Source organism: Inhella proteolytica (assembly GCF_016093275.1).
In the GTDB taxonomy this organism is placed as follows: domain Bacteria; phylum Pseudomonadota; class Gammaproteobacteria; order Burkholderiales; family Burkholderiaceae_C; genus Inhella; species Inhella proteolytica.
The window spans coordinates 321,693-343,476 of record NZ_JAEDAK010000004.1 but is presented as its reverse complement, the minus strand read 5'-3'; the positions used below and the strand labels follow the sequence as shown (position 1 = coordinate 343,476).

At 71.6% G+C, this 21,784-nt stretch carries 20 protein-coding genes and 1 pseudogene; 10 read left to right on the top strand and 11 right to left on the bottom strand.

Annotation, left to right across the window (positions count from 1 at the left end; all coding sequences use genetic code 11):
* From I7X39_RS08400 to I7X39_RS08385, 4 genes and pseudogenes are all read left to right on the top strand, one after another.
* A pseudogene (locus I7X39_RS08400) lies at positions 1-745 on the top strand (hypothetical protein); the annotation flags it as partial.
* A gap of 160 nt (positions 746-905) precedes the next feature.
* A complete protein-coding gene (locus tag I7X39_RS08395) occupies positions 906-1,178 on the top strand; it encodes a BTH_I0359 family protein (protein ID WP_198110541.1) in 273 nt (90 codons plus the stop codon).
* 209 nt (positions 1,179-1,387) lie between these two features.
* Positions 1,388-1,945: a DUF2087 domain-containing protein gene (locus I7X39_RS08390; protein WP_198110540.1), complete on the top strand. Its 558-nt coding sequence runs from the start codon at positions 1,388-1,390 to the stop codon at positions 1,943-1,945.
* Between the two features lie 34 nt (positions 1,946-1,979).
* Positions 1,980-2,951: a DMT family transporter gene (locus I7X39_RS08385; RefSeq protein ID WP_375140762.1), complete on the top strand. Its 972-nt coding sequence runs from the start codon at positions 1,980-1,982 to the stop codon at positions 2,949-2,951.
* Between the two features lie 7 nt (positions 2,952-2,958).
* Here I7X39_RS08385 and I7X39_RS08380 read toward each other — a convergent pair whose 3' ends face one another.
* The 4 genes from I7X39_RS08380 to recG form a co-directional block, all read right to left on the bottom strand.
* Positions 2,959-4,002 (bottom strand): asparaginase, encoded by a 1,044-nt coding sequence (locus tag I7X39_RS08380; protein ID WP_198110539.1) that lies wholly within the window; start codon positions 4,000-4,002, stop codon positions 2,959-2,961.
* Positions 4,003-4,049: 47 nt separating this feature from the next.
* Positions 4,050-5,081: an alpha/beta hydrolase family protein gene (locus I7X39_RS08375; protein WP_198110538.1), complete on the bottom strand. Its 1,032-nt coding sequence runs from the start codon at positions 5,079-5,081 to the stop codon at positions 4,050-4,052.
* A gap of 123 nt (positions 5,082-5,204) precedes the next feature.
* Positions 5,205-6,269 (bottom strand): AraC family transcriptional regulator, encoded by a 1,065-nt coding sequence (locus I7X39_RS08370; RefSeq protein WP_198110524.1) that lies wholly within the window; start codon positions 6,267-6,269, stop codon positions 5,205-5,207.
* Positions 6,266-8,314, bottom strand: a complete 2,049-nt coding sequence (recG, locus tag I7X39_RS08365; protein ID WP_198110523.1) for an ATP-dependent DNA helicase RecG — start codon at positions 8,312-8,314, stop codon at positions 6,266-6,268. The genes I7X39_RS08370 and recG overlap by 4 nt, the downstream gene beginning before the upstream one ends.
* A gap of 56 nt (positions 8,315-8,370) precedes the next feature.
* Here recG and I7X39_RS08360 point away from each other — a divergent pair, with 56 nt between their 5' ends.
* The 4 genes from I7X39_RS08360 (at position 8,371) to I7X39_RS08345 (ending at position 10,862) form a co-directional block, all read left to right on the top strand.
* On the top strand, positions 8,371-9,000 hold the full coding sequence (locus I7X39_RS08360; RefSeq protein WP_198110522.1) for a hypothetical protein: 630 nt from the start codon (positions 8,371-8,373) through the stop codon (positions 8,998-9,000).
* 70 nt (positions 9,001-9,070) lie between these two features.
* The gene (locus tag I7X39_RS08355) at positions 9,071-9,526 is read left to right on the top strand and encodes a YybH family protein (RefSeq protein ID WP_198110521.1); all 456 of its coding nucleotides are present in this window, start codon (positions 9,071-9,073) and stop codon (positions 9,524-9,526) included.
* Positions 9,527-9,681: 155 nt separating this feature from the next.
* Complete coding sequence (locus tag I7X39_RS08350; RefSeq protein WP_198110520.1) at positions 9,682-10,425, top strand: matrixin family metalloprotease; 744 nt, start codon at positions 9,682-9,684, stop codon at positions 10,423-10,425.
* Positions 10,422-10,862 (top strand): hypothetical protein, encoded by a 441-nt coding sequence (locus tag I7X39_RS08345; RefSeq protein WP_198110519.1) that lies wholly within the window; start codon positions 10,422-10,424, stop codon positions 10,860-10,862. The genes I7X39_RS08350 and I7X39_RS08345 overlap by 4 nt, the downstream gene beginning before the upstream one ends.
* Before the next feature lie 42 nt (positions 10,863-10,904).
* Here I7X39_RS08345 and I7X39_RS08340 read toward each other — a convergent pair whose 3' ends face one another.
* Positions 10,905-11,921, bottom strand: coding sequence for an alpha/beta fold hydrolase (locus I7X39_RS08340; RefSeq protein WP_198110518.1), 1,017 nt, complete (start codon positions 11,919-11,921; stop codon positions 10,905-10,907).
* Between the two features lie 93 nt (positions 11,922-12,014).
* On the opposite strand from I7X39_RS08340, the gene I7X39_RS08335 reads away from it, so the two are divergent.
* Positions 12,015-12,914: a LysR substrate-binding domain-containing protein gene (locus tag I7X39_RS08335; RefSeq protein ID WP_198110517.1), complete on the top strand. Its 900-nt coding sequence runs from the start codon at positions 12,015-12,017 to the stop codon at positions 12,912-12,914.
* Here I7X39_RS08335 and I7X39_RS08330 read toward each other — a convergent pair.
* The 5 genes from I7X39_RS08330 to I7X39_RS08310 form a co-directional block, all read right to left on the bottom strand.
* A complete protein-coding gene (locus I7X39_RS08330) occupies positions 12,907-13,347 on the bottom strand; it encodes a hypothetical protein (RefSeq protein WP_198110516.1) in 441 nt (146 codons plus the stop codon). The genes I7X39_RS08335 and I7X39_RS08330 overlap by 8 nt on opposite strands.
* A gap of 154 nt (positions 13,348-13,501) precedes the next feature.
* Positions 13,502-13,876 (bottom strand): YciI family protein, encoded by a 375-nt coding sequence (locus tag I7X39_RS08325; protein WP_198110515.1) that lies wholly within the window; start codon positions 13,874-13,876, stop codon positions 13,502-13,504.
* A gap of 68 nt (positions 13,877-13,944) precedes the next feature.
* On the bottom strand, positions 13,945-14,547 hold the full coding sequence (locus I7X39_RS08320) for a chorismate--pyruvate lyase family protein (RefSeq protein ID WP_198110514.1): 603 nt from the start codon (positions 14,545-14,547) through the stop codon (positions 13,945-13,947).
* Positions 14,548-14,575: 28 nt separating this feature from the next.
* Positions 14,576-15,379 (bottom strand): pyrroline-5-carboxylate reductase, encoded by an 804-nt coding sequence (proC, locus tag I7X39_RS08315; protein WP_198110513.1) that lies wholly within the window; start codon positions 15,377-15,379, stop codon positions 14,576-14,578.
* A gap of 200 nt (positions 15,380-15,579) precedes the next feature.
* Positions 15,580-18,939, bottom strand: coding sequence for a sensor domain-containing protein (locus I7X39_RS08310; RefSeq protein WP_198110512.1), 3,360 nt, complete (start codon positions 18,937-18,939; stop codon positions 15,580-15,582).
* Positions 18,940-19,056: 117 nt separating this feature from the next.
* Between I7X39_RS08310 and I7X39_RS08305 the strand changes: the two genes are divergently transcribed.
* Positions 19,057-20,421, top strand: a complete 1,365-nt coding sequence (locus I7X39_RS08305; RefSeq protein ID WP_198110511.1) for an MATE family efflux transporter — start codon at positions 19,057-19,059, stop codon at positions 20,419-20,421.
* 178 nt (positions 20,422-20,599) lie between these two features.
* Here I7X39_RS08305 and I7X39_RS08300 read toward each other — a convergent pair whose 3' ends face one another.
* Positions 20,600-21,568 (bottom strand): hypothetical protein, encoded by a 969-nt coding sequence (locus I7X39_RS08300; protein WP_198110510.1) that lies wholly within the window; start codon positions 21,566-21,568, stop codon positions 20,600-20,602.
* Positions 21,569-21,784: the final 216 nt, after the last annotated feature.

Here is a 21,784-nt window from a genome sequence, read left to right as displayed (position 1 = left end):
CGCGCGCCCGGCCGCACCGCTGGCCACGGCCCCGCCGGCGCCGCTGCCGCCCGCACCGGCGGCTCGTGTCCCGCGCGCCGAGCCGGCCCCTCAGGCGCCTGCGCCGCCTGAAGACCTGGCACCCACCCCTGAACTGCCCACGCCCGAGTGGGCGCCGCAGGCTGTGCTGCCCGATCCGCAGCGCTTTCGCTACCGCCTGGTGCAGCCCGGCAAGCAGGGCCAGGCCGAGCTGCTGTGGGAGCGCGATGGCGAGCGCTACCGCTTGCTGCTGCAGCGCCAGGTGGAGGGGCGCGAGCTGCCCGAGTGGCAGTCGGAGGGGCGGGTGGGTGCGGGCGGCCTGGAGCCGCAGCGCTTCGAGGTGCGCCGCCACGGCCGGCTGCGCCAGGCCCTGGCGCCGCAGCCGCCGGTGCAGGACCGGCTGAGCTGGCTGCTGCAGCTGGCCGCGCTGGCGCAGGCACGCGACCCGCAGCGCCCGCTGCCGCCCCTGAGCATCGACCTGCTGGGCTGGCGCGGGGGTGTGCAGCGCTGGGTGTTCGAGCCGGTGGACGAGGAGCCGGAGGAGGCCGACAGCGCCGACGAGCCGGCGCGCCCCCTGCTCCACCTGCGCGGCCAGCACCCGGCGGATGCGCGCTACCGCATCGATGTCTGGCTGGACCCGGCGCGCGGGCACATGCCGCGCCGTTGGGTGCAGCGCTTCGACGAGGAGTTGCGCACCGAGCTGCAGCTGCTCGATTTCGAATCCTGAAGCGCGCCCGGGCGTGACAAAACGCCGCGTGCTTGCCACACCCGCAAAACCTTTCGCAGGCGCTGCGCCGGGCTCCATGCCAAGATGGGCTCGCCGTCAAGACCTTCAAAGGGTCTTGAAGGACCGATAAGCACCCTCAATTCGGCACGAGGAGGACCCCATGCACCTGCTCTACCAATCTGCCAGCTACATCGTCGTGCAGTTCGATGTACCTGTGGCCGAGGGCGCTCATGACGAGCGTTCGCTCTCCCGCGGCGGCTTCGAAATCGTCGACAAGTTCGCCCGCAAGGAAATCTTCATCGAAGGCGCGCTGGCCCAGCAGTTTCAGGAAGGGGTCGAGGCCCTGTCCGAGGGCGACCCCAGCGAAGAGGATTACGACGACTTCATCGAGCGATACGCGAATTTGTCGCAGACGCCGGTGTTGATGCACTGAATGACGGGCCGCGCAAGCGGCCCGTTTCGTTAGGATGCACGCCTGGTCGGCAGTTCACCCAGGCGTTGCCGCGCGTTCCCGAACGCGAGCTAAACCTGCCCCATTTGATTGGTCCGCTTGCTCATGCCCACTTGAAGCATGTGCCAGCTGGAAGCCGGCAACCCCCAGCGCCCGCTGCCGCGGGTCCTGCACATGCTCTGGAGCCCTCCATGAGCCAGTCCTCTCTGTCCTTCGTCGTCCAGGACGCCAGCGCCTTTGCGCGCAGCCTCGGGCGCGCGCTGCGCGAACGTGAGCAGCCACCCTCGCATCTGGAACTGCTGAACCTGATCGCCCGCGCCCAGGGTTACCGCAATCTGCAGGCCCTGCAGGCCGCGCTCGCGCCCCTGCCCAGCGCCCCGCTGGCCGCCGAAGACCGTCCCGAGCCCCTGCCGCTGAGCGAGACTGCACGCAAGGCCCTGACCCAGTTCGACAGCCGTGGCCGCCTGCTGCGCTGGCCCACCAAGTTCAGCGTTCAGCGCCTGGTGATGTGGCTGCTGTGGCAGCACTTCGAGTTGAAGCGCGTCTACAGCGAGCGCGAGGTCAACGAATGCCTGAACGGTCTGCACCTGTTCGGCGACCCGGCCACGCTGCGGCGCGAGCTGATCAACCACCGGCTGATGGCACGCACGCCCGATTGCCGCGAGTACCGCAAGCTCACGCCGCGGCCGGATGAGGAAACGCGCGCGCTGCTGCGTGCCTGGCGAATGCAGCGTCGCGCCGTGCAGTAAGTCAGCCGACATCGGGCCATGCCAACATGGCCCGATGTCTCCGCTGTTCTCGGGCACCACTTTCGCCCTCGCCGCTGGCCTGATGTGGGGCCTGGTCTTCGTCGCTCCGCTGATGCTGCCCGAGTACCCGCCGGCCCTGCTGGCGGTGGGCCGCTACCTGGCTTTCGGCCTGCTCTGCCTGCCCCTGGCCCTGCTGGACCGTGCCGATCTGCGCGCCCTCAAGCCCGCCGACTGGTGGGAGGCCGCCAAGCTCAGTGCGGTCGGCAACTTCCTCTATTACCTCGCGCTGGCCGCCGCCATCCAGCGCGCCGGCAACCCGCTGGTCAGCGTCATCATCGGCACGCTGCCGGTGGTCATCGCCATCAGCAGCAACCGCCGCAACGCCGTGCGCGACGGCCGCCTGCCCTGGGCGCGGCTGGCGCCCTCGCTGGCACTGATCGGCCTGGGCATCGCCTGCGTCAACCAGACCGAGTTGGGCGCGCTGGCCGCAGGGGACACCCGCCGCTACGCCGAGGGCGCGGCCATCGCCTTGCTGGCCCTGGCCTGCTGGACCTGGTACCCGATCCGCAATGCCGACTGGCTGCGCGCCCACCCCGACCGCAACCCGCGCGCCTGGGCCACGGCGCAGGGCCTGGTCACGCTGCCGATGGCCGTCATCGGCCTGGCCGCGCTGTGGGCCTTGCAGTGCATCGGCGGCCCCGGCATCGGTGCCGATTTCAGCCTGCCGCTGGGCCCGCGCCCACTGGAGTTCATTGGGCTGATGCTGGCCGTCGGCCTGTTCTCCAGCTGGGCTGGCACCCTGTGCTGGAACGAAGCCAGCCAGCGCCTGCCCACCACCCTGGTGGGTCAGCTCATCGTGTTCGAGACCTTGTCCGCGCTGGCCTATGGCTATGGTCTGCGCGGCGCGCTACCGGCCGGCTTGGCGCTGCTGGGCATCGGCCTGCTGGTGGCCGGGGTGGTGTGGGCGCTGCGCGTGAAGCCGGTGGCGGTGGAAGGGGCGCACTGAGCCTGCGTCAGGCGAGCGAGCCGAGCGCGCCGCGCAAGGCGGGCGTCGCGGCCAGCCGCCCCACCAGGCGGCCGTTCCAGTTGCGCTGCGCCAGCTCGCTGTGGCGCTGCAGCAGGGCGTGCTCGGTCTCGCTCAGGCGCAGCAGGGCCTGCACGCAGGCGGCCAGCACCACTTCCACCGCGCGGGCGGTGTTGCCGTCGTCCATCTTGATCGCCAGGCCCCAGCCGCGTTCCGGCAGGGCGGCGCAGTACACGCCCTCGGCGCCGACCTTGCAAAAGAGGCGTTCGCCAAGCTGCTGCATCAGCACCGTGTCCAGCCGGTTCGTGCCGGCCACATGGAAGGGCTCGGCGGCCACGGCTTGGCGCAGGCGGCGCGCGGCGTCGGCATGGTCGGCGCTCAGGCCCTGGCCGGTGCCAAAGCGCGCGAAGCCCAGCGCCAGCTGGCGCAGCGGGATGCCATAGGTGGGGATGGAGCAGCCGTCGGTGCCCACCGGTGCGCGGCTCAGATCGGTGGCGGTGGCGGCGGCCAGTGCGGCCGTGACCTCGCGCATCACCGGATGCTCGGGCTCCACATAGCCGCGCAGAAAGGCACGCCGGTCCTGCTCGCCCGCCAGCACGCAGCCCAGGCAGACAAAGCCGGCATGCTTGCCCGAGCAGTTGTTGTGCAAGGCCGTCGGCGTCTCACCGCGCGCGCCCATGGCGGCGATCTGCGTCTCGGCGCGCGGCCAATGGGCGCCGCATTCCAGGGCGTCCGCGTCCAGCCCCAGCTTGGCCAGCAGGCCGGCGCTGGTGGCCACATGCGCGGGCTCGCCGCTGTGCGAGGCACAGGCCTGCGCCAGCTCGGCGTCACTCAGCCCGAAGCGCGCGGCCGCACCGCTGGCCACCAGGGGCAGGGCCTGCAGGGCCTTGACGGCCGAGCGCGGGTAGACCGGGCGTTCGATGTCGCCCAGCGCCAGCACCAGGGCGCCGTCGGCGTCCACCACGGCGAGCGAACCGCGGTGCTGGGACTCGACCCATTCGCCGCGCCAGACGTCGACCAGGACGGGGTTCATTGCGTGCTCCTGCGAAAGCGGTGCGGGACTGTAGTGCCGCACCTGCGTCAGCGCAGATGCCGCTCGAAGAACCCGCGCAGCTGTTCATGCACTTGGGCCAGCACCCTGCGGTCCTGCCCCGGCGGGTCGTTCAGCATCTGGCCCTCCAACCCGTCCAGCCCCGGCGGCAGCGGTGCCAGCAGCAGGCCGTGGCCGCCCTCGGGCACATGGGCCAGGCGTTCGCAGCGCGGGGTGCAGGCGCGCAGCACGGCCTCGGCGTGAAACTGGCCCTTCAGCCACAGGTCCTGGCCGACCGTGATCAGCCCCAGCGCCGCGCGCGGCTGGCGCAGGGATTCGGGGTCGAAATCGGCTGCCGCCGGCACGCCGGCCACCACGGCGGCGATGCGCGGGTCGTGGTGGGCCTGCGGGCGGGTGTCGCTGAAGCGGGCCTCCAGCACGCGGCGCGCCAGCCACAGGCGCAGGCCGTCAAACACCGAACCGGTCAGGGTGGCGGCCAGGCCCACGCAGGCCTGGAAGTCCTCACGCAGATGGGCGCGGCAATGGTCGCGGAAGCGCGCCGGCGACCAGACGCCGCCGGCCAGGCTGAGCGCGGTATGCCCGCCGGCCGACATGCCGTACACGCCCACCCGATCCAGCTGCAGGCGCGCCGCCCACTGCGGGTGCGCGGCCAGGCGGTCGATGGCGCGCGAGACCTCTTTCGGCCGGCGCGCCCAGCTGACCGGGCCGCGGTCGGCGACGTTGCCGCTGCGGTCGCCGCGGTGGCGCACACCGGCCACGGTGAAGCCGGCGTCCACCAGGGCGCGGATGGTGTCCGCATGCACCCAGGGTGAGCCGCCGGAGCCGTGCGAGAGCACGACCAGCCGGCCATTGCCCGCGGCGAACCGGCCTTCGGGTGCGGCGGGGATGCGCAGCGTGCCACGCGCCAGCGCCTGTTCCGGGCTGCTGCTGGGGTAGAAGACCAGCAGCTCTTCGTCGTCGGGGCTCTGCGGTGCCAGCGCGGTGACACCCAGGCCGGCCTGGGCGAACGGGCTGAGCAAGGCGGTGGCGGCAAGCATCAGCAGACGGAACAAGCGAGACATGCGGGACTCCGGTTTGCGAAGTCCGCAGCCTCGCCGCCGTCAAGCCGGCGGTCTTGCCGATTCACCCAAGCCGTCGAAATTTCCGTTTTCAGTCAAGGGTTTGCAGGAATCGGCGAGGCGATTTCAGGATTCAGCCAGCTGGGCGCGACGGAACTCAGTCGGCGTCTGGCCGGTCTCGGCCTTGAAGGCGCGGTTGAAAGGGCCGATGGAGCCGAAGCCCGCCGCCAGCGCAATGTCCAGCACGCTGCGGGCCTGCTGGGCCGGGTCGGCCAGTGCGGCGCGGGCCTCGTCCAGCCGCCACTGGTTCACATAGGCGTTGAAGTTGCGAAAGCCCAGGCCCTGGTTGATGGCGCGGCGCAGCCGGTACTCGGGCACACCCAGCTGGGCGGCCAGGCCGGCCAGGCTCAGCGCCTCGTCGCGGTAGGGCTGCTGAGAACGCATGAAGGGTTCCAGCCGGGCCAGCAACTCGGCGTCCGGCGCCGCCGGGGCCGGCTCTGCGGCGGCCGACGGAGCCGGCAGCGGCTCGGCTTCGGCCAAAAGGAGCTGCTGCCAACGCGGCGCCTCAGGTCCCAGCAGGGCGGCCGCGCCGAGCGCAATCACCGCGCCCAGGCCGAGCAGATCCAGCAGGGCCAGCGGCCCCGGCGCGCCCCCCGTGCCCAGGCGCAGGCCCACGCCCAGTACGGTGTAGGCCACGCCGCCCGACACCAGGCCGAGCCGCAGCCGGCGGCGTGCCTCGAGCAGATCGGCCGACCAGCCGCGCCCCAGCACCCAGAGCGTGGCGGCGGCGCACAGCAGCGGAGCGCCGCGTAGCAGCAGGGTCAGGGCGGGGTGCGGCGGCAGCAGGCAGTAGGCCGCCCCCACCGCCGCCACGGCGGCCCAGGCCAGCAGGTGCCGTGCGCGCAGGCGGAAGTCGTCGTCGAACAGCAGGCGCACCAGGCACCAGAAGCCCACCGCATTGCCCACCGCCACCGCCACCCAGGGCGCCTGCCAGGCGCGCGGCACCTGGGCCTCGAAGGCCGGGGTGGAGCCGATCAGCTGGACCACCAGGCCGGGCAGGAAGAGCGCCAGCACCGGCCGCGCCGCCGCCCCGGCCGGCAGGCGGCGCTGCAGCTGCCAGCCCACCAGGGCCAGCAGGGTGATCAGGCCGCCGCGCAGCGCGGCGTCCAGCAAGGCCAAGGCTTCGCTCATGCCTTCATCAGCTCCGCCTTCGCCCCCAGCCAGCGCTGCACCTGGGCCTGGGCGGCGTCCGGGTGCTCGGCCAGCAGCCGGGGCGCCACGGCGCGCGCGGCCACCAGCAGGGGGGCGTCCTCCTGCAAGTCGGCAAAGCGCAGCAGATCGGCGCCGCTCTGGCGGTGGCCCATGAACTCGCCGGGGCCGCGGATGTCGAGGTCGCGGCGGGCGATCTCGAAGCCGTCGGTGGTCTCGGCCATGGCCTTGAGGCGTTCGCGCCCGCTCTCGCTCAAGGGGCCGGCGTACATCAACACGCAGACCGAAGCCGCCGAGCCGCGCCCCACGCGCCCGCGCAGCTGGTGCAGCTGCGCCAGGCCGAAGCGCTCGGCGTGCTCGATCACCATCAGGCTGGCATTGGGCACGTCCACGCCGACCTCGATCACGGTGGTGGCCACCAGCAGCGGTAGCTCGCCCGAAGCGAAGCGCGCCATCACGGCGGCCTTCTCGTCGGCCTTCAGGCGGCCATGCAGCAGACCCACCTGCTCGGGCCCGAGCCGCTCGGCCAGCTCGGCATGGGTGGCGGTGGCGGCCTGCAGGTCGCTTTCCTCGCTCTCCTCGATCAGCGGGCAGACCCAGTAGCTCTGCTTGCCCTGGCCGATTTCCTGCGCGATGCGCGCGATCACGGCCTCGCGCTTGTCGAGCGCGAACACCTTGGTGACGATGGGGCTGCGGCCGGGCGGCAGTTCATCGAGGGTGCTGACGTCCAGGTCCGCGTAGTAGCTCATCGCCAGCGTGCGCGGGATGGGCGTGGCGCTCATCATCAGCAGGTGCGGCTCCAGGCCGCGCTCGGCCAGTTTGCGCCGCAGCGCCAGGCGTTGCGCCACGCCGAAGCGGTGCTGCTCGTCGACGATGGCCAGACCGAGGTTGGCGAACTGCACCTTGTCCTCGATGACGGCATGGGTGCCCACCACCAGCTGGGCTTCGCCGCTGGCGGCCTGGGCCAGCAGGGCCTCGCGCTTCTTGCCCTTCACGCTGCCGGTGATCCAGGCCACCTTGACGCCGATCGGCTCCAGCCAGCCCACGAGCTTGCGCAGATGCTGCTCGGCCAGCAGCTCGGTGGGCGCCATCAGTGCGCATTGCCAGCCGGCGTCGATGCAGACGGCGGCGGCCAGGGCGGCCACCACGGTCTTGCCGGAGCCCACGTCGCCTTGCAGCAAGCGATGCATCGGCTGGGCATGGGCCAGGTCCTGCGCGATCTCCTCGCCCACGCGCCGCTGGGCCCCGGTCAGCTCGAAGGGCAGTTGTGCGAGCAATTGCTCCACCAGCTTGCTGCCGCGCAGCACCGGTGCGCGGTGCTGGGCGCGCAGGGCCTTGCTCTGCAGCTGGCTGAGCTGCTGGGCCAGCAGCTCCTCGAATTTCAGGCGCTGCCAGGCGGGGTGGGAGTGGTCCTCCAGCGTGGCCAGGGGCACGTTGGGCGGTGGGTGGTGCAGAAAGTTCAGCGCCTCGCGCAGCGGCGGTAGGCCGCGCGGCACGCTGCCGGGCGGCAGCAGCTCCTGCAGCGGTGCGCGCGGCAGCGCGGCCTCGATGGCCTTGCGCAGATAGGCCTGCGGCAGGCCGGCGCTGGTGGGGTAGACGGGCGTGAGCGCGGCGGCCAGCGGGGTGTCCTCGTCCACCACCTTGCAATGCGGGTGCACCATCTCGCGGCCGAACAGGCTGCTGCGCAGCTCGCCGCGCACGCGCAGGCGCCGGCCCTCGGCGTAGCTCTTCTGCTGGCTGGGGTAGAAGTTCAGGAAGCGCAGCAGCAGGCGCTCGCCCTCGTCGTCTTGCAGGCTCACCAGCAGCTGGCGGCGCCGCCGCGTCTCGACGCGGCAATCCACCACCACGCCTTCCACCTGCACCACCTGGCCATGGCGCGCTTCGCGCAGCGGCGTCAGCCGGGTCTCGTCCTCGTAACGCAGCGGCAGGTGCAGGGCCAGGTCGATGGGCCGCAGCAGGCCCAGGCGCTCCATGGCCCGGCGCGGGCCGGACGGGGCGGGCTTGGGCTTGGGGGGCTCGGCGGGCATGGGCGCGGATTGTGGCCATCTCTACACTCCCCGCCCTTGATGTCGGAGGAGTCGCCATGGAAGGCCCCGAAACCCACGCCCACCACCACGGCCACAGCGGCCACCGCTGGCTGGACATTGCGGCCGCGGGCTGCGCCATCGTGGTGTCCGTCATCTCCCTGTTTCTGGCCATCCACCACGGCCAGGTGATGAAGGAGATGGCCGACGCCAATGCCCGCATGGTGACCGCCACCTCCTGGCCCTGGGTGAGCACGGGCACGGGCAATCTGAATGGCGAAGGCAAGGCGGAGATCACCTTTTCGGTGATGAACAAGGGCATCGGGCCGGCGCGCATCCAGGGAGTGCAGATGCGCTACGAGGGCAAGGACCTGGGCCATGCAGTGGAACTGCTGGAACGTTGCTGCGGGTCCTCCCGCAAGGCCGGCGAGGTGCCCAGGCTCATGGACATCACTTCGGGCGTCAACGGCGAGGTGCTGCGCCCGGGTGAGCGGGTGGAGATGCTGCGCGTGCCCAAGGAGGGCAGCGAGCCCGAGGCCTGGTCGCGCCTGAATCGCGAGCGCTTCAAGGTCTCGCTGCGCATCTGCTACTGCTCGGTGTTCGATGAGTGCTGGACCACGCGCGCCGAGTCGAACGAGGTGGACAAGGTGCAGGCCTGCCCCGCCGAGTGGAAGAAGTTCAAGGGTTGACCCGCCGTGACGGGTGGCAGGGCCGCCTCCGAGGCCTAGGCTGTGCGGACCTTCTGATGCCCAGCCTGCCATGCCCGAACGCCGTCACCTCCTCGTGGGCGCCGCCAGCCTGCCCTTGATCGCCCGGGCGCAGCCCCCCTGGCCCGAGGCTGCCGAGATCGCCCGCCGCACCGAAGCCCTGCGCGCCACCGAGACCGCCTTTGCCGCCACCATGGCTGCGCGCGATCTGGCAGCATTCCGCCGCTTCCTGGCGCCGGACACGGTCTGGATCAAGGGCAAGAACGAACCCCTGCTGGGTCCCGACGCGGTGGTGGCCCACTGGGCTCCATTCTTCGAGGGCCCGACCCCGCCCTTCAGCTGGGCCCCCGACCTGGCCCTGGTGCTGCCCAGCGGTGAACTGGGCCGCACCAGCGGGCCGGTGCGCGACCCCGCAGGCAAGCTGGTGGCGCGCTTCCAGTCCACTTGGCGGCGCAAGCCGGGGGGGGATTGGGAGATCGTGTTCGATTTCGGCACCGGGCCGGGCTGAGAGGGGGCGCCGGGGGCGGGCTGTCGGCGGGCTTGACACGCCGCCCTGCGGTGCCGCCGGTGTGCGGAAAAACCCCAGTGCACGCAAGCACTTGGGCCGCCTGGCGCGATCCATGCGAGGGCAGCACAACCTGTCCCCTTCGAAGCGAGGATCCCATGCGCGCCACCCTGACCCGACTCTGTGCAACCCTGGCCCTGAGCCTGCCCCTGGCCGCTCAAGCCTTTGTGGTGGGCCCCACCACCCCCGGCAAATGGGGCTCGCCGGTGATGGGCACCGGCGCCACGGTGACCTACAGCTTCGTGGCCGATGGCGTGTCCTGCGCCGATGAATTCGTCGGGTGTGCCAACACCTCGTTCGCCACCCTGTTTTCTGGCCTCCCGGGTTGGCTGACCCAGGTGCAAAACGCCTTCAGCGCCTGGTCAGCGGTGGCCGACATCACCTTCGTGCAGGTGGCGGACAGCGGACTGGCCTTCAATGCCGCTGGCGCCGGTGCTGACATCCGTCTGGGCGCGCACACCATGGACGGGGTCTTCGGCACCCTGGCGCATGGCTACTACCCGCCTGCCAACGGCAGCAGCGCCGCTGGTGACATCCACTTCGACTCTGCCGAGGCCTGGAAGATCGGCTTCGGCGGTGCGGGCTTCGACATCTTCCAGGTGCTGGCGCACGAGATCGGCCACGCCATTGGCCTGGACCACACCGGCGTGGCGGGTTCGCTGATGAACCCCTTCTACACCGAAGCCTTCGCGGGCCTGCAGGCCGATGACATCGCGGGTGCGCAGTTCATTTATGGCCGCGCCGTTACTCACAACGTCCCCGAACCCAGCCCGGCCCTGCTGCTGGCCCTGGGCCTGTGCGTGGCCGGCCTGAGCCGTACGCGCGCCGCGCGCAAGCCGTGAAGCCCGGCCTGCGGCGCCGCGCCCTGCTGGGCGTGGTGGCCGCGGCCAGTTCCCAGGCGCGCGCCATGTGGGCACCGCTGAGTGATGCCGAGCTGCTGCGCGACTCCGACCTGATCGGCCTCGGCATGTGGTTGGGCCAGACCCAGTTGCAGACCGGGCCGCAAGCGGCTCCGTTGGATCTGGGCGTGCTCCAGTTCAGCGAACTCTGGAAAGGGCCGCTCGGCTTGCGGCTGGCGCTGGTGCGCAGCCGCGCCGCGCAGGCGCCGCGCTCCAGCAGCGACCTCGTCTTCCAGCCCGGCCAGCAAGGCCTGTGGCTGCTCCGCCTGGAGCCCGGTGCGCAGGGGCTGTACCGCTGCGAACACCCCCAGCGCTTCGTACCGGCTGGCGATGCGCATATCGAGGTGCTGCGCCGGCTCTGGAAAAACCAGGCGGGCTGAGGTGCCGGGGCAATCGGTCATGCCCGAATCCCGCTGAGCCTCTCAGTCCAGGCTGCGCCCGAAGCCCGCCACGCGCAGTGCCCAAGCTTCGGGCTCTTCGACGAAGGGGCGGTGGCCACTGCCTTCAAACACATGGCACTGCGCCTGCGGCAGCACGGACGCGATCTCCTGCGCGGCGGAGGGCGGGCAGATGCGATCTGCCCGTCCGCTCAGCACCAGGGCTGGCGCCTGAATGCGCGGCAGCTGCGGCAGCATTTCGACGCCCGCCAGCGTGCCGCCCACCTCCCACTCGGGGTCGTCGCCCAGCATGGCCAGATAGACCGTGCGGTTCAGCCGGTCGCGCTCCGGCTGCGGGCTGGGTGGTGGACCGACGGGGGGCTTGCGCCCCGCGTGCTCGGGGTTGTGCCAATAGAGCGTGTCCAGGCAGGGGCTGAGCAGGGTGTCGAAGGCGTCGCGGTCCGAGCGCAGACCGCGCGCCCGATCCGCCTGCCATTGCGCCCACACCGCCGGGTGCTGGAAGCGCACCTGTGCCTTGCAGCGCTCCAGTTGCTCCTGCCAGGCACGCGCACCGTGCAGGGTGTTGCCCAGGATCAGCCCCCGCACGCGCTGCGGGTGCGCCGCGCCCCAGGCCTGGGCCAGCAGGCCGCCGTAGCTGTGGCCGTACACGCACAGGCGCTCTTGGCCGAGGTGCTGGCGCAGGCGCTCGAGGTCCTCGACGTCGCGCGCGAGCGTGTAGCGGCGCGGGTCGGCCAGGCGTTCACTGCGGCCGCGGCCGATGTTGTCCAGGACCACCACGGTGAAGTGATCCGTGAGCGATGCTGACCAATGGCGCAGCGCCCAGCCGCTGCCACCCGGGCCGCCGGGCAGCAGCACCAGCAGCGGGCCCTGGCCGGCGCGGGCATAGGCCAGCGGGCCGTCCGGGGTCTCGGTCGTGTGCTCCTGCCAGTCCGTGGAGGGGGCTGTTGGATTTGCTGGCGCCAAGGTGGAGAGCGTGCTGGCACCCAGGAACAGGGCCAACTGGCGGCGCGTCGGCATCAGGGGGTGTTGAAGGCTGAGCATGGCGGTCGGGGGCAGGGAGTGGCGCGATCCTAGGCAGCAGGGTCGCTCCAATCCAGCGATGAATCCTGGTGCTACTGGATAGCATTGCTAACCATGTTGCCCCTCCAAACCCTGCGCGCCTTCCGCCAGGCGGCGCAGACTCAGAACCTGCGCGCCGCCGCCGAGCAGCTCAACCTGACCCATGGCGCCGTGAGCCAGCAAATTCGCCTGCTCGAAGACCGCCTGGGCCTGCCGCTGTTCGACCGCGTCGGCCGCGGCCTGCGCCTGAACGCCGCCGGCACCGCCTTGCTGAGCCGCGTGCAGCAGGCCTTGGCGCTGCTGGAGGCTGGCGAACGCGAGGCGCGCGCACTCGGTCAGGCGCCGCAGCGTGTGCTGCGGCTTTCCATGCTGCCGAGCGTTGCGCAATGCTGGCTGCTGCCACGCCTGTCGCGCTGGCAGCGCGCCCACCCGGGCTGGCGCCTGGCCATCGACGCGCGCCAGACCGTCGCGGAGGTGCTGGGCCCGGGGGTCGATGTGGCGATCCGCTATGGCCAGCAGCCCTGGGAAGGGGCCGTGGCCCAGTCGCTTGGTTTCGAGTGCCTGGTGCCGGTGGCCAGCCCCAGCCTGGCGGCCGCGCTGCGCGGCCTGGCGCCCGCCGACCTGCTGCGCTTTCCGATGCTGGAGGGCACCGCCAGCTGGGCGCTGTGGATGCAGCCGGCCGGCGTGCTGGAGCCACTGCCCGAGCCGGTGGCCAGCTTCAACGACGCCGGTCTGCTGCTGCAGGCGGCCGAGAGCGGACTGGGCATCGCGCTGGCGCGCGGTCTGCTGGTGCTGGACCGGCTGCGCGACGGGCGCCTGCTGCCCCTGCACACCCTGCAGGTGCCGTCGCCGCGTCAGTACTGGCTGGTCGCCAGTGCCCCGACCTGGCAGCGGCCCGAGGTGCAGGCCCTGCATGCATGGCTGCTGGTCCAGCTCGCCGAATCCGAGCGCGAGCTGGCCGGGCTGCTCACTTGAGCGTGATCTCCTGCATCGTCTTGTTGCCCAGGATCTCGCGCGTCTCGGTGCGTTTGACCATCATCTGCACCTGCTTCTCCTCGGTGCCGACCATCTTCAATGAGAGCGCGTCGAACTTGTCGGTCAGCCCATCGAAGGCGGCCCAGTTCTTGAACTCCACCATCAGCATCAGGTCCCAGTCCTCGCGGTCCGAGGCTTGGCCGATGAGGATCTTCTCGGACAGGATCAGGCCCTGCTTCTTGGCCTCTTCCATCAGCTTCTTGCGCGCCACGCCGAGGTCGCGCAGATAGATGTCCTGCATGCCGGGCTTCACCTTGATGAGGCTGATGCCCCAGACCGAGCCCTCGTTGTAGGGCTTGGTCTGAGCCGCAGCGGGCAGGCTGGCCGCCAGGGCCAGCAGGGCAGACAGAGCGAGTGTTCGACCGAACTTCATGAACCACCTCCTGCGCCGTCCTTTGGAGGACAGGATCCGCTGTGGACAGCCGCCAGCGGGCCCCTTGGAGGCGGACGATTGTGGGCCGCAGCCTGCCTTGGCGCACTCCGTATTTCGTCGCAGGACGGCGGGCCGGCTCGGCGTCGAGGCCGAGCTAGGGCGTGGACCTGCGCATGCCGATCAGCCAGGGTCGCAGCTCCACCTTCAGCAGGCCCGACTGCACTGCAGGATCCGCCTTGGCAAAGGCCTCGACCTCCTCGGCGGGGATGCCCGGCTCGGGCAGCATCATGCCGCCCGCCGCCGCGTCCATGAAGGGGCCGCCCAGCGCCAGCTTGCCCTGCTGCTGCCACTGGCGGTAATGGGCGATATGGGCCTGGATGCCGGGCTGCTCAAAGGGCGAGCGGCCGGCCACCCAGGCCGGGCCGGGGCTGTGGATGACGAGGTAGCGCAGATCGCGTGGCGCGGGCGACTGGGCTGCGGCGGCCAGCGGTAGCAGGCTGAGCAGAAGCAGGGAAAGGCGGCGGTGCATGGGGCCTCCGGCAGACGGGACGGCCAGCGTAGCGGGGCTGCGCCCGCAGTGCCTTTGGACAGGGCCGCTCAGCGCGGCGCGCGCGCCGGCCCCCACTGCGGGTGGTGCAGGCGTCCGGTCGGTGCGCAGGCCAGCGTCTTGAGTGTGGGCCGGCGCGTGCCTGGGTAAGGCGCCAGGGCCGCCACATCCGGGTGGAACAGCTCCAGGATGCGCAAGAGCGCGCCCTTGCGCTTGAACACCGAGTGGCGTGCCCATTGCATGCCGGCCGGCGCGGGCGTGCCGGTGGCCTGCAGCCACTGCTGCTGCATGTGGCGGCGCGTCGGGCCGCAGGGGCTCAGGCGCTTGGGTTGCAGGGTGCTGCGCTGCACGCGCCGGTCCTGGTAGAGCAGCTCGGCCAGCGGCCGCCGGCCCAGGCCCTTGAGCGCCTGCCAGGGGCCTGCAAGCGTGCTCTTGTGCAAGCTGGAGCGCGCCCACACGAGGGGCTCGCCATTGACGCGCAGCACCACCTCGCGCACCAGGGTGCAGCCGCGCCGCGGCCGCCCGAGCTGCTGGCGCTCGGGCGCGCGCAGCTTGGCCGTGGCCTGGCGCAGCAACTGCACCTCGAAGCGGCCGTGGCGGGCCAGGCGGGCGGAGAGTGAACCAGGGGCGCGCAGCCAGGCGCGCAGGCTCATCCGGGAAGCGATGCCCAAGGCGTGCGAATCAAGTTTTGCCGAGCTCGGCGGCGCGGGCGGCCGCCGCGCGCACGGCGCGCTGCACCGCTTCGCCCACGCCATCCGCCCGCAGGCTCTCCAGCGCGGCGTGGGTGGTGCCGCCCTTGCTGGTGACGCGCTCGCGCAGCGTGGCAACCGACTCTTCCGACTGCAGCGCCAGCGCGGCCGCGCCGCCGCAGGTGGCCAGCGCCAGCTCGCGCGCCTGGGCCTCGTGCAGGCCCAGGTCCAGGCCGGCCTGGATCATGGCCTCGACGACGTAGAAGAAATAGGCCGGGCCGGAGCCCGAGAGCGCGGTCACGGCGTCCAGGTCGTCCTCGCGCTCCACCCAGAGCGTGCGCCCGGTGGGCGCCAGCACGGCCTCGACCTCGGCGCGGTCGAGTTCCGTCACCGCCTCGCGAGCGTACAGGCCGGCAATGCCCTGGCCGATCAGCGCCGGCGTGTTGGGCATGGCGCGCACCACGCGCTGGGTGCCACAGAGGTCGGCGATCGTGTCGCTGCGCACGCCGGCCATCACGGAGAGGTGCAGGGCCTGGCCCAGCCAAGCGGCCGCGGGCGTGGCGGCCTCGCCGAACAGCTGGGGCTTGACGGCCCAGACCACCAGCGCGGCCTGGCTGAGGCGCTCGTCCGCATGGGCTTGGGCCTGCACGCCGTACTCGGCCGCCAGGCGTTGGCGCTGCGCTTCGAAGGGTTCGACAACCAGGAAGGCGTCGGCGGGGCGGCCGGCACGGCGCAGGCCGCCGAGGATGGCGCTGGCCATGTTGCCGCCGCCGATGAAGGCGAGGGTGGGATGCATGGCGGTGATTGTGGCGCTCAGCGCCTGTTCACGATCTCTTCGTGGTGCCCTGGGCTGCCTTGCCCTGCGGGTTGCCCCGCAAAGCCAGCGTCTGCGGTGTTGCAAATCCTCGCCGGGCCACCAGCCCGGCTGCGGTTTGCGCCTTGCAGCCACCGGCTTTGCGGGGCAACGGGCACTACGAAGAGATCGTGAACAGGCTCTCAGGCCGCGGGCAGCCCCTGCCACTGCGCGCGCCAGGCCTCGAACGAGGCCAGCGGCAGCGGCCGCGCGATGCCGTAGCCCTGCGCCAGCTGGCAGCCCATGCGGCGCAGGGTTTGGGCATGCTCCAGGGTCTCGACGCCCTCGGCCACCGCTTCCAGGTGGAAAGCGCGGGCCAGGCCGATGACGCCGACGACGATCTCCAGATCGCTCGGGCTGGCCAGCATGTTGCGGATGAAGCTCTGGTCGACCTTGATCACGTCCACCGGCAGCTGGCGCAGGTAGCTGAGCGAGGAGTAACCGGTGCCGAAGTCGTCGAGCGCGAAGCGCACGCCCAAGCTGCGGCACTCGCGCATCACGGCCACCGCCTGGGTCATGTCGCCGATGGCGGCGGACTCCAGCACCTCCAGCTCCAGCAGGGCCGGTGGCACGCCGGGGTGGCGTGCCAGCGTGGCGGCCAAGCGCGTGGCAAAGCCGGGCGCCAGCAGCTCGTGGGCGCTGATGTTGACGCCCGTGCACAGGGCCTGGCCCTGCGCGTGCCAGCGCGCCGCTTGGTCCCAGGCCTGCTCCAGCACCCATTGGCCGAGCAGCAGCTCCAGCGCGCTGCCGGGCAGGTAGGGCAGGAACTCGCCCGGCGGCAGCAGGCCGCGTTCCGGGTGCTGCCAGCGGATCAGGGCCTCGGCCCCGGTCAGGCGGCCCTCGGCCAGCTCGACCTTGGGTTGGTAGAACAGCACGAACTCGCCGGCCTCATAGGCCTGCTGCAGGCGCTGCAGCTCGCTGCGCTGCGCCTGGGCGCGGCGTTCGGCCTCGGGATCGAAGAGCTGGTAGCGGTCGCGTCCGGCGTCCTTGGCCTGGAACATTGCCTGATCGGCGTGACGCAGCAGGGTGTCGGCATCGACCTCGTCGTCAGGGAACAGGGTCACGCCGACGCTGGCGCTCAGGCCCAGTTGCAGGCCTTCGCCCAGCGCCACCGGCAGGCGGGCGGCGGCCAGCACGCGGTCCAGCACCTGCAGGCATTCCTGCGTGGAATGCAGCTCGGTGAGCAGCAGCACGAACTCGTCGCCACCCAGGCGGGCCAGGGTGTCGTCGGCGCGCAGCACGGCCTGCAGGTGCTGGGCCACGCCCACCAGCAGGCGGTTGCCGGCGTCCTCGCCATGCCGCTCATTGGCCTGGCGGAAGCCGTCCAGGTCAAGCAGGCACACGGCCAGCGGCTTGCCGCTGCGGCGCGCGCGCGCCAGCGCCTGCTGCAGGCGGTCGGTGAGCAGGCGGCGGTTGGCCACGCCGGTCAGCGGGTCGTAATGGAGCATGCGCTCCAGCTCTTCCTCGTGGCGCTTGAGCAGGCTGACGTCGGTGAACACGGCGATGTAGTGCAGCACCGCGCCCTCGGCGTCGCGCACCACCGAGATGGAGAGGATCTCGGCGTAGACCTCGCCGTTCTTGCGCTGGTTCCAGATCTCGCCGCGCCAGCGGCCATGCTGCTTCAGACTGGCCCACATGCCGGCGTAGAAGGCGGCGTCGTGGCGTCCGGAGGAGAACAGGCGCGGCGTCTGGCCGATCACCTCCGACGGGCTGTAGCCGGTGATGGCGCACAGCGCCGGGTTGATCTTGGTGATGCGCAGCTCGGCATCGCAGAACATGATGCCCTCGTCGCTGCGGTCGAACACGGTCTGTGCCTCGCGCAGCGCGAGCTCCAGTTCGTGGCGCTCAGTGATGTCGTTGAAGGTGCCTGCCATGCTCAGGGCCCGGCCCTGGGCGTCGCGCTCCAGCACGCGGCCGCGCACGGACAGGCGGCGCCAGCGCCCGTCCTGGGTCTGGCAGCGCAGCTCGGCCTGGTAGTGCGGGGTGGCGCCGCTCTTGTGGCGCTCCACGGCGGCCAGTGCCAAGGGCAGGTCCTCGGGGTGGACGAAGTCGTCCCAGCGCGTGCCGCGCTGGTGCAGCTGGCCCTCGGGGTAGCCGAGCAGGCGCTCCAGGTTCTCGCTGACCTGCAGGCGGTCGCTCACCAGGTCCCAGTCCCAGTAGCCCTGATCGGAGCCGGCCAGCACCCGGCGCAATTGCTGCTCGCGCTCGGCCAGCGCCATCTCGGCACGCTTGCGCGCGCTGATGTCCTGCAACGCCCCGCTCAGGCGCGCGGGCCGGCCGGCGGCATTCAGGTCCACGCGCAGGCGCGCCGTCACCCAGGCGCGGCTGCCGTCCGGGCGCCGTAGCTGCAGGTCGCCCTGGTAGGGCTCACCGGTGGCCAGCGCGCGCTCCAGCGCCGCCTCGAATTCCTCCCCGGGCTCGAAGCAGCGCGCCAGCTCGCTCAGGCTGTGCAGCAGCTGGCCCTCGGGCAGGCCGAGCAGGCGGCGCAGCTCGGCGCTGGTCTGCGGCTGGCCCTCGGGCAGCTCGATCTCCCAGCTGCCCATGTGCGCCAGCTGCTGGGCCTCGGCCAGGGCCAGCTGGCTGCGCGAGAGCACGGCCAGGCTGTCGCGCAGCTCGGTCACGTCGCGGGCGATGGAGAACACGCCTTGCCGCCCGCCCTGCGCGTCGGGCACCGGCCCCACGGTCAGCAGCAGGTGGTGCAGCGGGCCGTCGCGCAGGCGCCGCGTGGCCGCGACGTTGTGCACATGGCCATCGCCCAGCGTGGCCTGTTCCAGCGGGCTCAGCGGCCCCTCCAGCACGCCCTGCTGCTGCTGTGCCACCTGGTTGGCCAGCAGCACCTGGCCTTGCGGGTCGCGCACCCAGATGGCGTCCGGGCTGCCCTCGATGACGGCGTCGATCAGCAGGCGGTGGCGGCGTTCGCGCCGCAGGCTGCGCAGCAGCACCGCGCTGAGCAGGCTGATGACCACGCCGGTGCTCAGCATCAGCACCCACAGAAAGCTGTCCAGCCCGCTCCAGCCGAACGGTGACCAGCGCAGATCCGGCGTCAGCAGCGCGGTCAGCAGGCCCGAGAGCGTGGTGGCCAACAGGCCTGCCGTCAGCCCGCCCAGCAGCGCGGCCAGCACGATCGGCAGCATGAAGAGCAGGAACACCGGCCGTGCCTCCGCCAGCGGGGCCAGCTGCTGGCGCAGCAGCAGGGCCAGCAGCGGCAGCAGCAGCGCGGCCAGCAGGGCCAGCCAGGGCGGCGCCAGGCCCTCGCGGCGCGCCAGCTGGCGCGGCATGGGGTCGGGCGTCAACGTGCCGATGTGGTGCAGCGCCCAAGTCCAGAAGCCCGTCGTCAGCAGCACGAAGAGCACGCCCTTGACGGTGGAGAGGCGTTGCATCTGCTCGGGCAGCAGCAGCAGGGCCAGCAGCGCGTCCGACAGCAGGATCCAGGCCAGGCCGAAGCACAGATAGCCTGCGGCCAAAGCGGCAATGGCGCGGCGGCGCTTCGGGTCTCCCTGCATCGTGGTCGGCTCTTCTCGTGGCCCCAGGGCCGGCGGACGGCGTTTTTACACCCCGCCCCGTGCGGCGGTGCGGGCGGGCCGTATTACCTTGAGTTACGTCAGCACAATCGGCCCCACATGGCTGTACCTCTCCCGGCGGCGGCGCGCGCCACCCCCAAGCTCTGGCCCCTGCTCTGGCCGCTTTTTCTCGAACTGGCGCTGGGCATGGCGGTGGGCCTGGTGGCCACCGCGCTGGCCGCGCGCGTGAGCGATGGCGCCGCCGGCGCCTTTGCGCTCACCAACCAGCTGCAGGCCACCCTGTTCATCGTGTTTCGCGTCATCGGCGCGGGCATCGGCGTGGTCATCACCCAGGCGCTGGGCAGTGGCCAGCGGGGTGCGGCCGATGCGCTGGCGCGTGCCGCGCTGGGCGCCAGCAGCTGGATCGGCCTGGGCTGCGCGCTGGCTGCCTGGGCCGGCGCGCGCCCGCTGCTGGGCCTGCTGCAGGCGCCGGCCGAGCTGCTGCCGCTGGCCTTGCCCTTCCTGCAATGGCTGGCCCCGGGCCTGCTGCTGGACGCCTGGAACGCCAGCATGGGCAGCGTGATGCGTGCCCATCTGCGCGCGCGCGACACCCTGGCGGTGCTGATCGTGATGAACGCGCTGCAGCTGGGCCTGGCCCTGGCCTGGATGCCGGCCTACGGCCTGGTGGGCTTTGCCTGGGCGCTGATCGCCAGCCGCTTCCTGGCCCTGCTGCTGCACAGCCTGCTGTGGGCCCAGCGCCTGGACCTGCGCCCGCGCTGGGCCGACTGGTGGCAATGGCGCAAGCCCGAGGTGGCGGCCATGCTGCACATCGGCCTGCCCGGCGCGGCCGAGAACATCGCCTGGCGCCTGGCCTTCATGGTCAGCGTGGCCGTCACCGCCCAGATGGGCAGCCAGGCGCTGGCGGTGCATGCCTACGTGATGCAGCTGATGCACTTCATCCTGCTGGGCGGGCTGGCGATCGGACTCTCCATGGAGATCCTGATCGGCCACCTGATCGGTGCCGGCCAGCTGCGCGAGGCCAACCGCCTGCTGCGCCGCTCGCTGGCGCTGGGCCTGGCCAGCGCCGTGGCGGTATCCGGCGCCGCAGCGCTGGCCGGGCCCTGGCTGCTGGCCGCCTTCACGCGCGACGAGCAGATCACCGCCCTGGCCCTGACCCTGCTGTGGTGGACGGTGCTGCTGGAGCCCGGCCGCACCTTCAATCTGGTCGTCATCAACGCGCTGCGTGCGGCCGGCGACGCCAAGTACCCGGTCGCCGTGGGCGCCGTTTCGATGGCCCTGGTGCTGGCCGGCGGCAGCTGGCTGCTTGGCCTGCATCTCGGCTTCGGCCTGGTGGGGGTGTGGATCGCCTATGCGGCGGACGAGTGGCTGCGCGGGCTCCTGATGTGGCGGCGCTGGGCCACGCTGGCCTGGGTGCCGACGGCCAGGGCGGCAAGGCGGCGGCTGCGCGGGCTGCAGCGGGCCTGACGCGCCCAAGCGGTCAGCTTCAGCCCAGCTCGCGTTCAAGCCGCTGGTGCCGGCGCCCCTCGGCTTCTTCACGGCGCTGCCCAGCTCGTGGGCGTGCTCGGCCAGCACCTCAGCGAGGCCGCCTTGCTCCGCATGAAGCGGGACGCTGACTCGTGCTTTGCGCAGACACCAAGCGTCCTCAGCCGCCCCCCGCTGTTCCTGGCACCGGTGCATCGGGGCAATGACGGCGCGCGCTCAGCTTGTCCAGCGTGTCGGCTGCCGCGGCGCGCAGTTGCGCCTGGAGCTCAGACGACATGCCGTTGTTCATGTCTGGCAGCGCCCGGGGTGAGCGGCCCGTGATGGCGGCGTACAGGGTCAGGGCCGTCAGAAAGGCGCCCTGCCCATTGGCATGGTTGCCATCTGGGCTATGCAGGCGCAGCGAGGGGTGGCGTTGCAGGGCCAAATCCCAGGCCTGGCCGACGGGTGCCACGCAGGCCGGCTGCGCCTGGGCGATGCTCACATGAAGGGCGTAGATGCGCTCGGTTTCGGTGATGCCCAGACGGGGCCATTCGGGAAACAACACAGGCAAAGCATTTTGGCTGCGCACGGTCTTCACCAATTGCTGGGCCTCTTGCGTGGAATAGCTGAACTGCCCGCTGCTGCTGTACTTTTGCGCCTGCAAGACCACGGCACGCCAAGCCCGGCCGCTCAGCAAGGCCATGGTGCGCGGGTTGCTGAGGTGTTCGTCAAGAAACATCCAGTCGGGTGCCACCACCACCGTGACCGTCACCTCCGGCAGGCCGACCTGGAGCAGTTGACTCAGGTGACGCGGCAATTCGGCCACCGAGGTGTGGCTGTTGCCCATCATCAGGACGCTGTAGTCGAAGCTGGGCGGCCTTTGCTGGGTGGTCTCCTCGGCACTCCCTGCGTCGGGGCGGCTGGCGCCACCGCCACACGATGCAAGGCACAGGCTCAGGGCCACAAGCAGGGCGGTGCTCGGTCGGAAAAAAAGGGGCCAGATCTGATGGAGTTTCATGCCGTGAAGTAAGCCACCGCCCCCCGCGCGCGGCAACTCCAGACCGATCCAAAACAGCTCCAAAAGAAATTTCAATCGATTTGACAGGGACTTGGAGAAGCAGCCAGTGCAACCGTGCCACCCGCGGCGCACTGAGGGCCCTGGGGGTGGAGGCCACGAATAGGCGAGTGCCCGCGGTCACCGGGCGGCCAGAAAGGAGTGGCCGCGGTGAGCCGCAGCGGACCTGCTGAGCCTGCGGTGATGGGCTCGCCTGCCGGGGCGAGGCCCGGCAGGCTCTCGCGAACGGGCACCTGTCGGGAAGGGAGCGAGGCCTTCAACCTGCAACCCTCGCCCGGTCCCGAGCGGCAT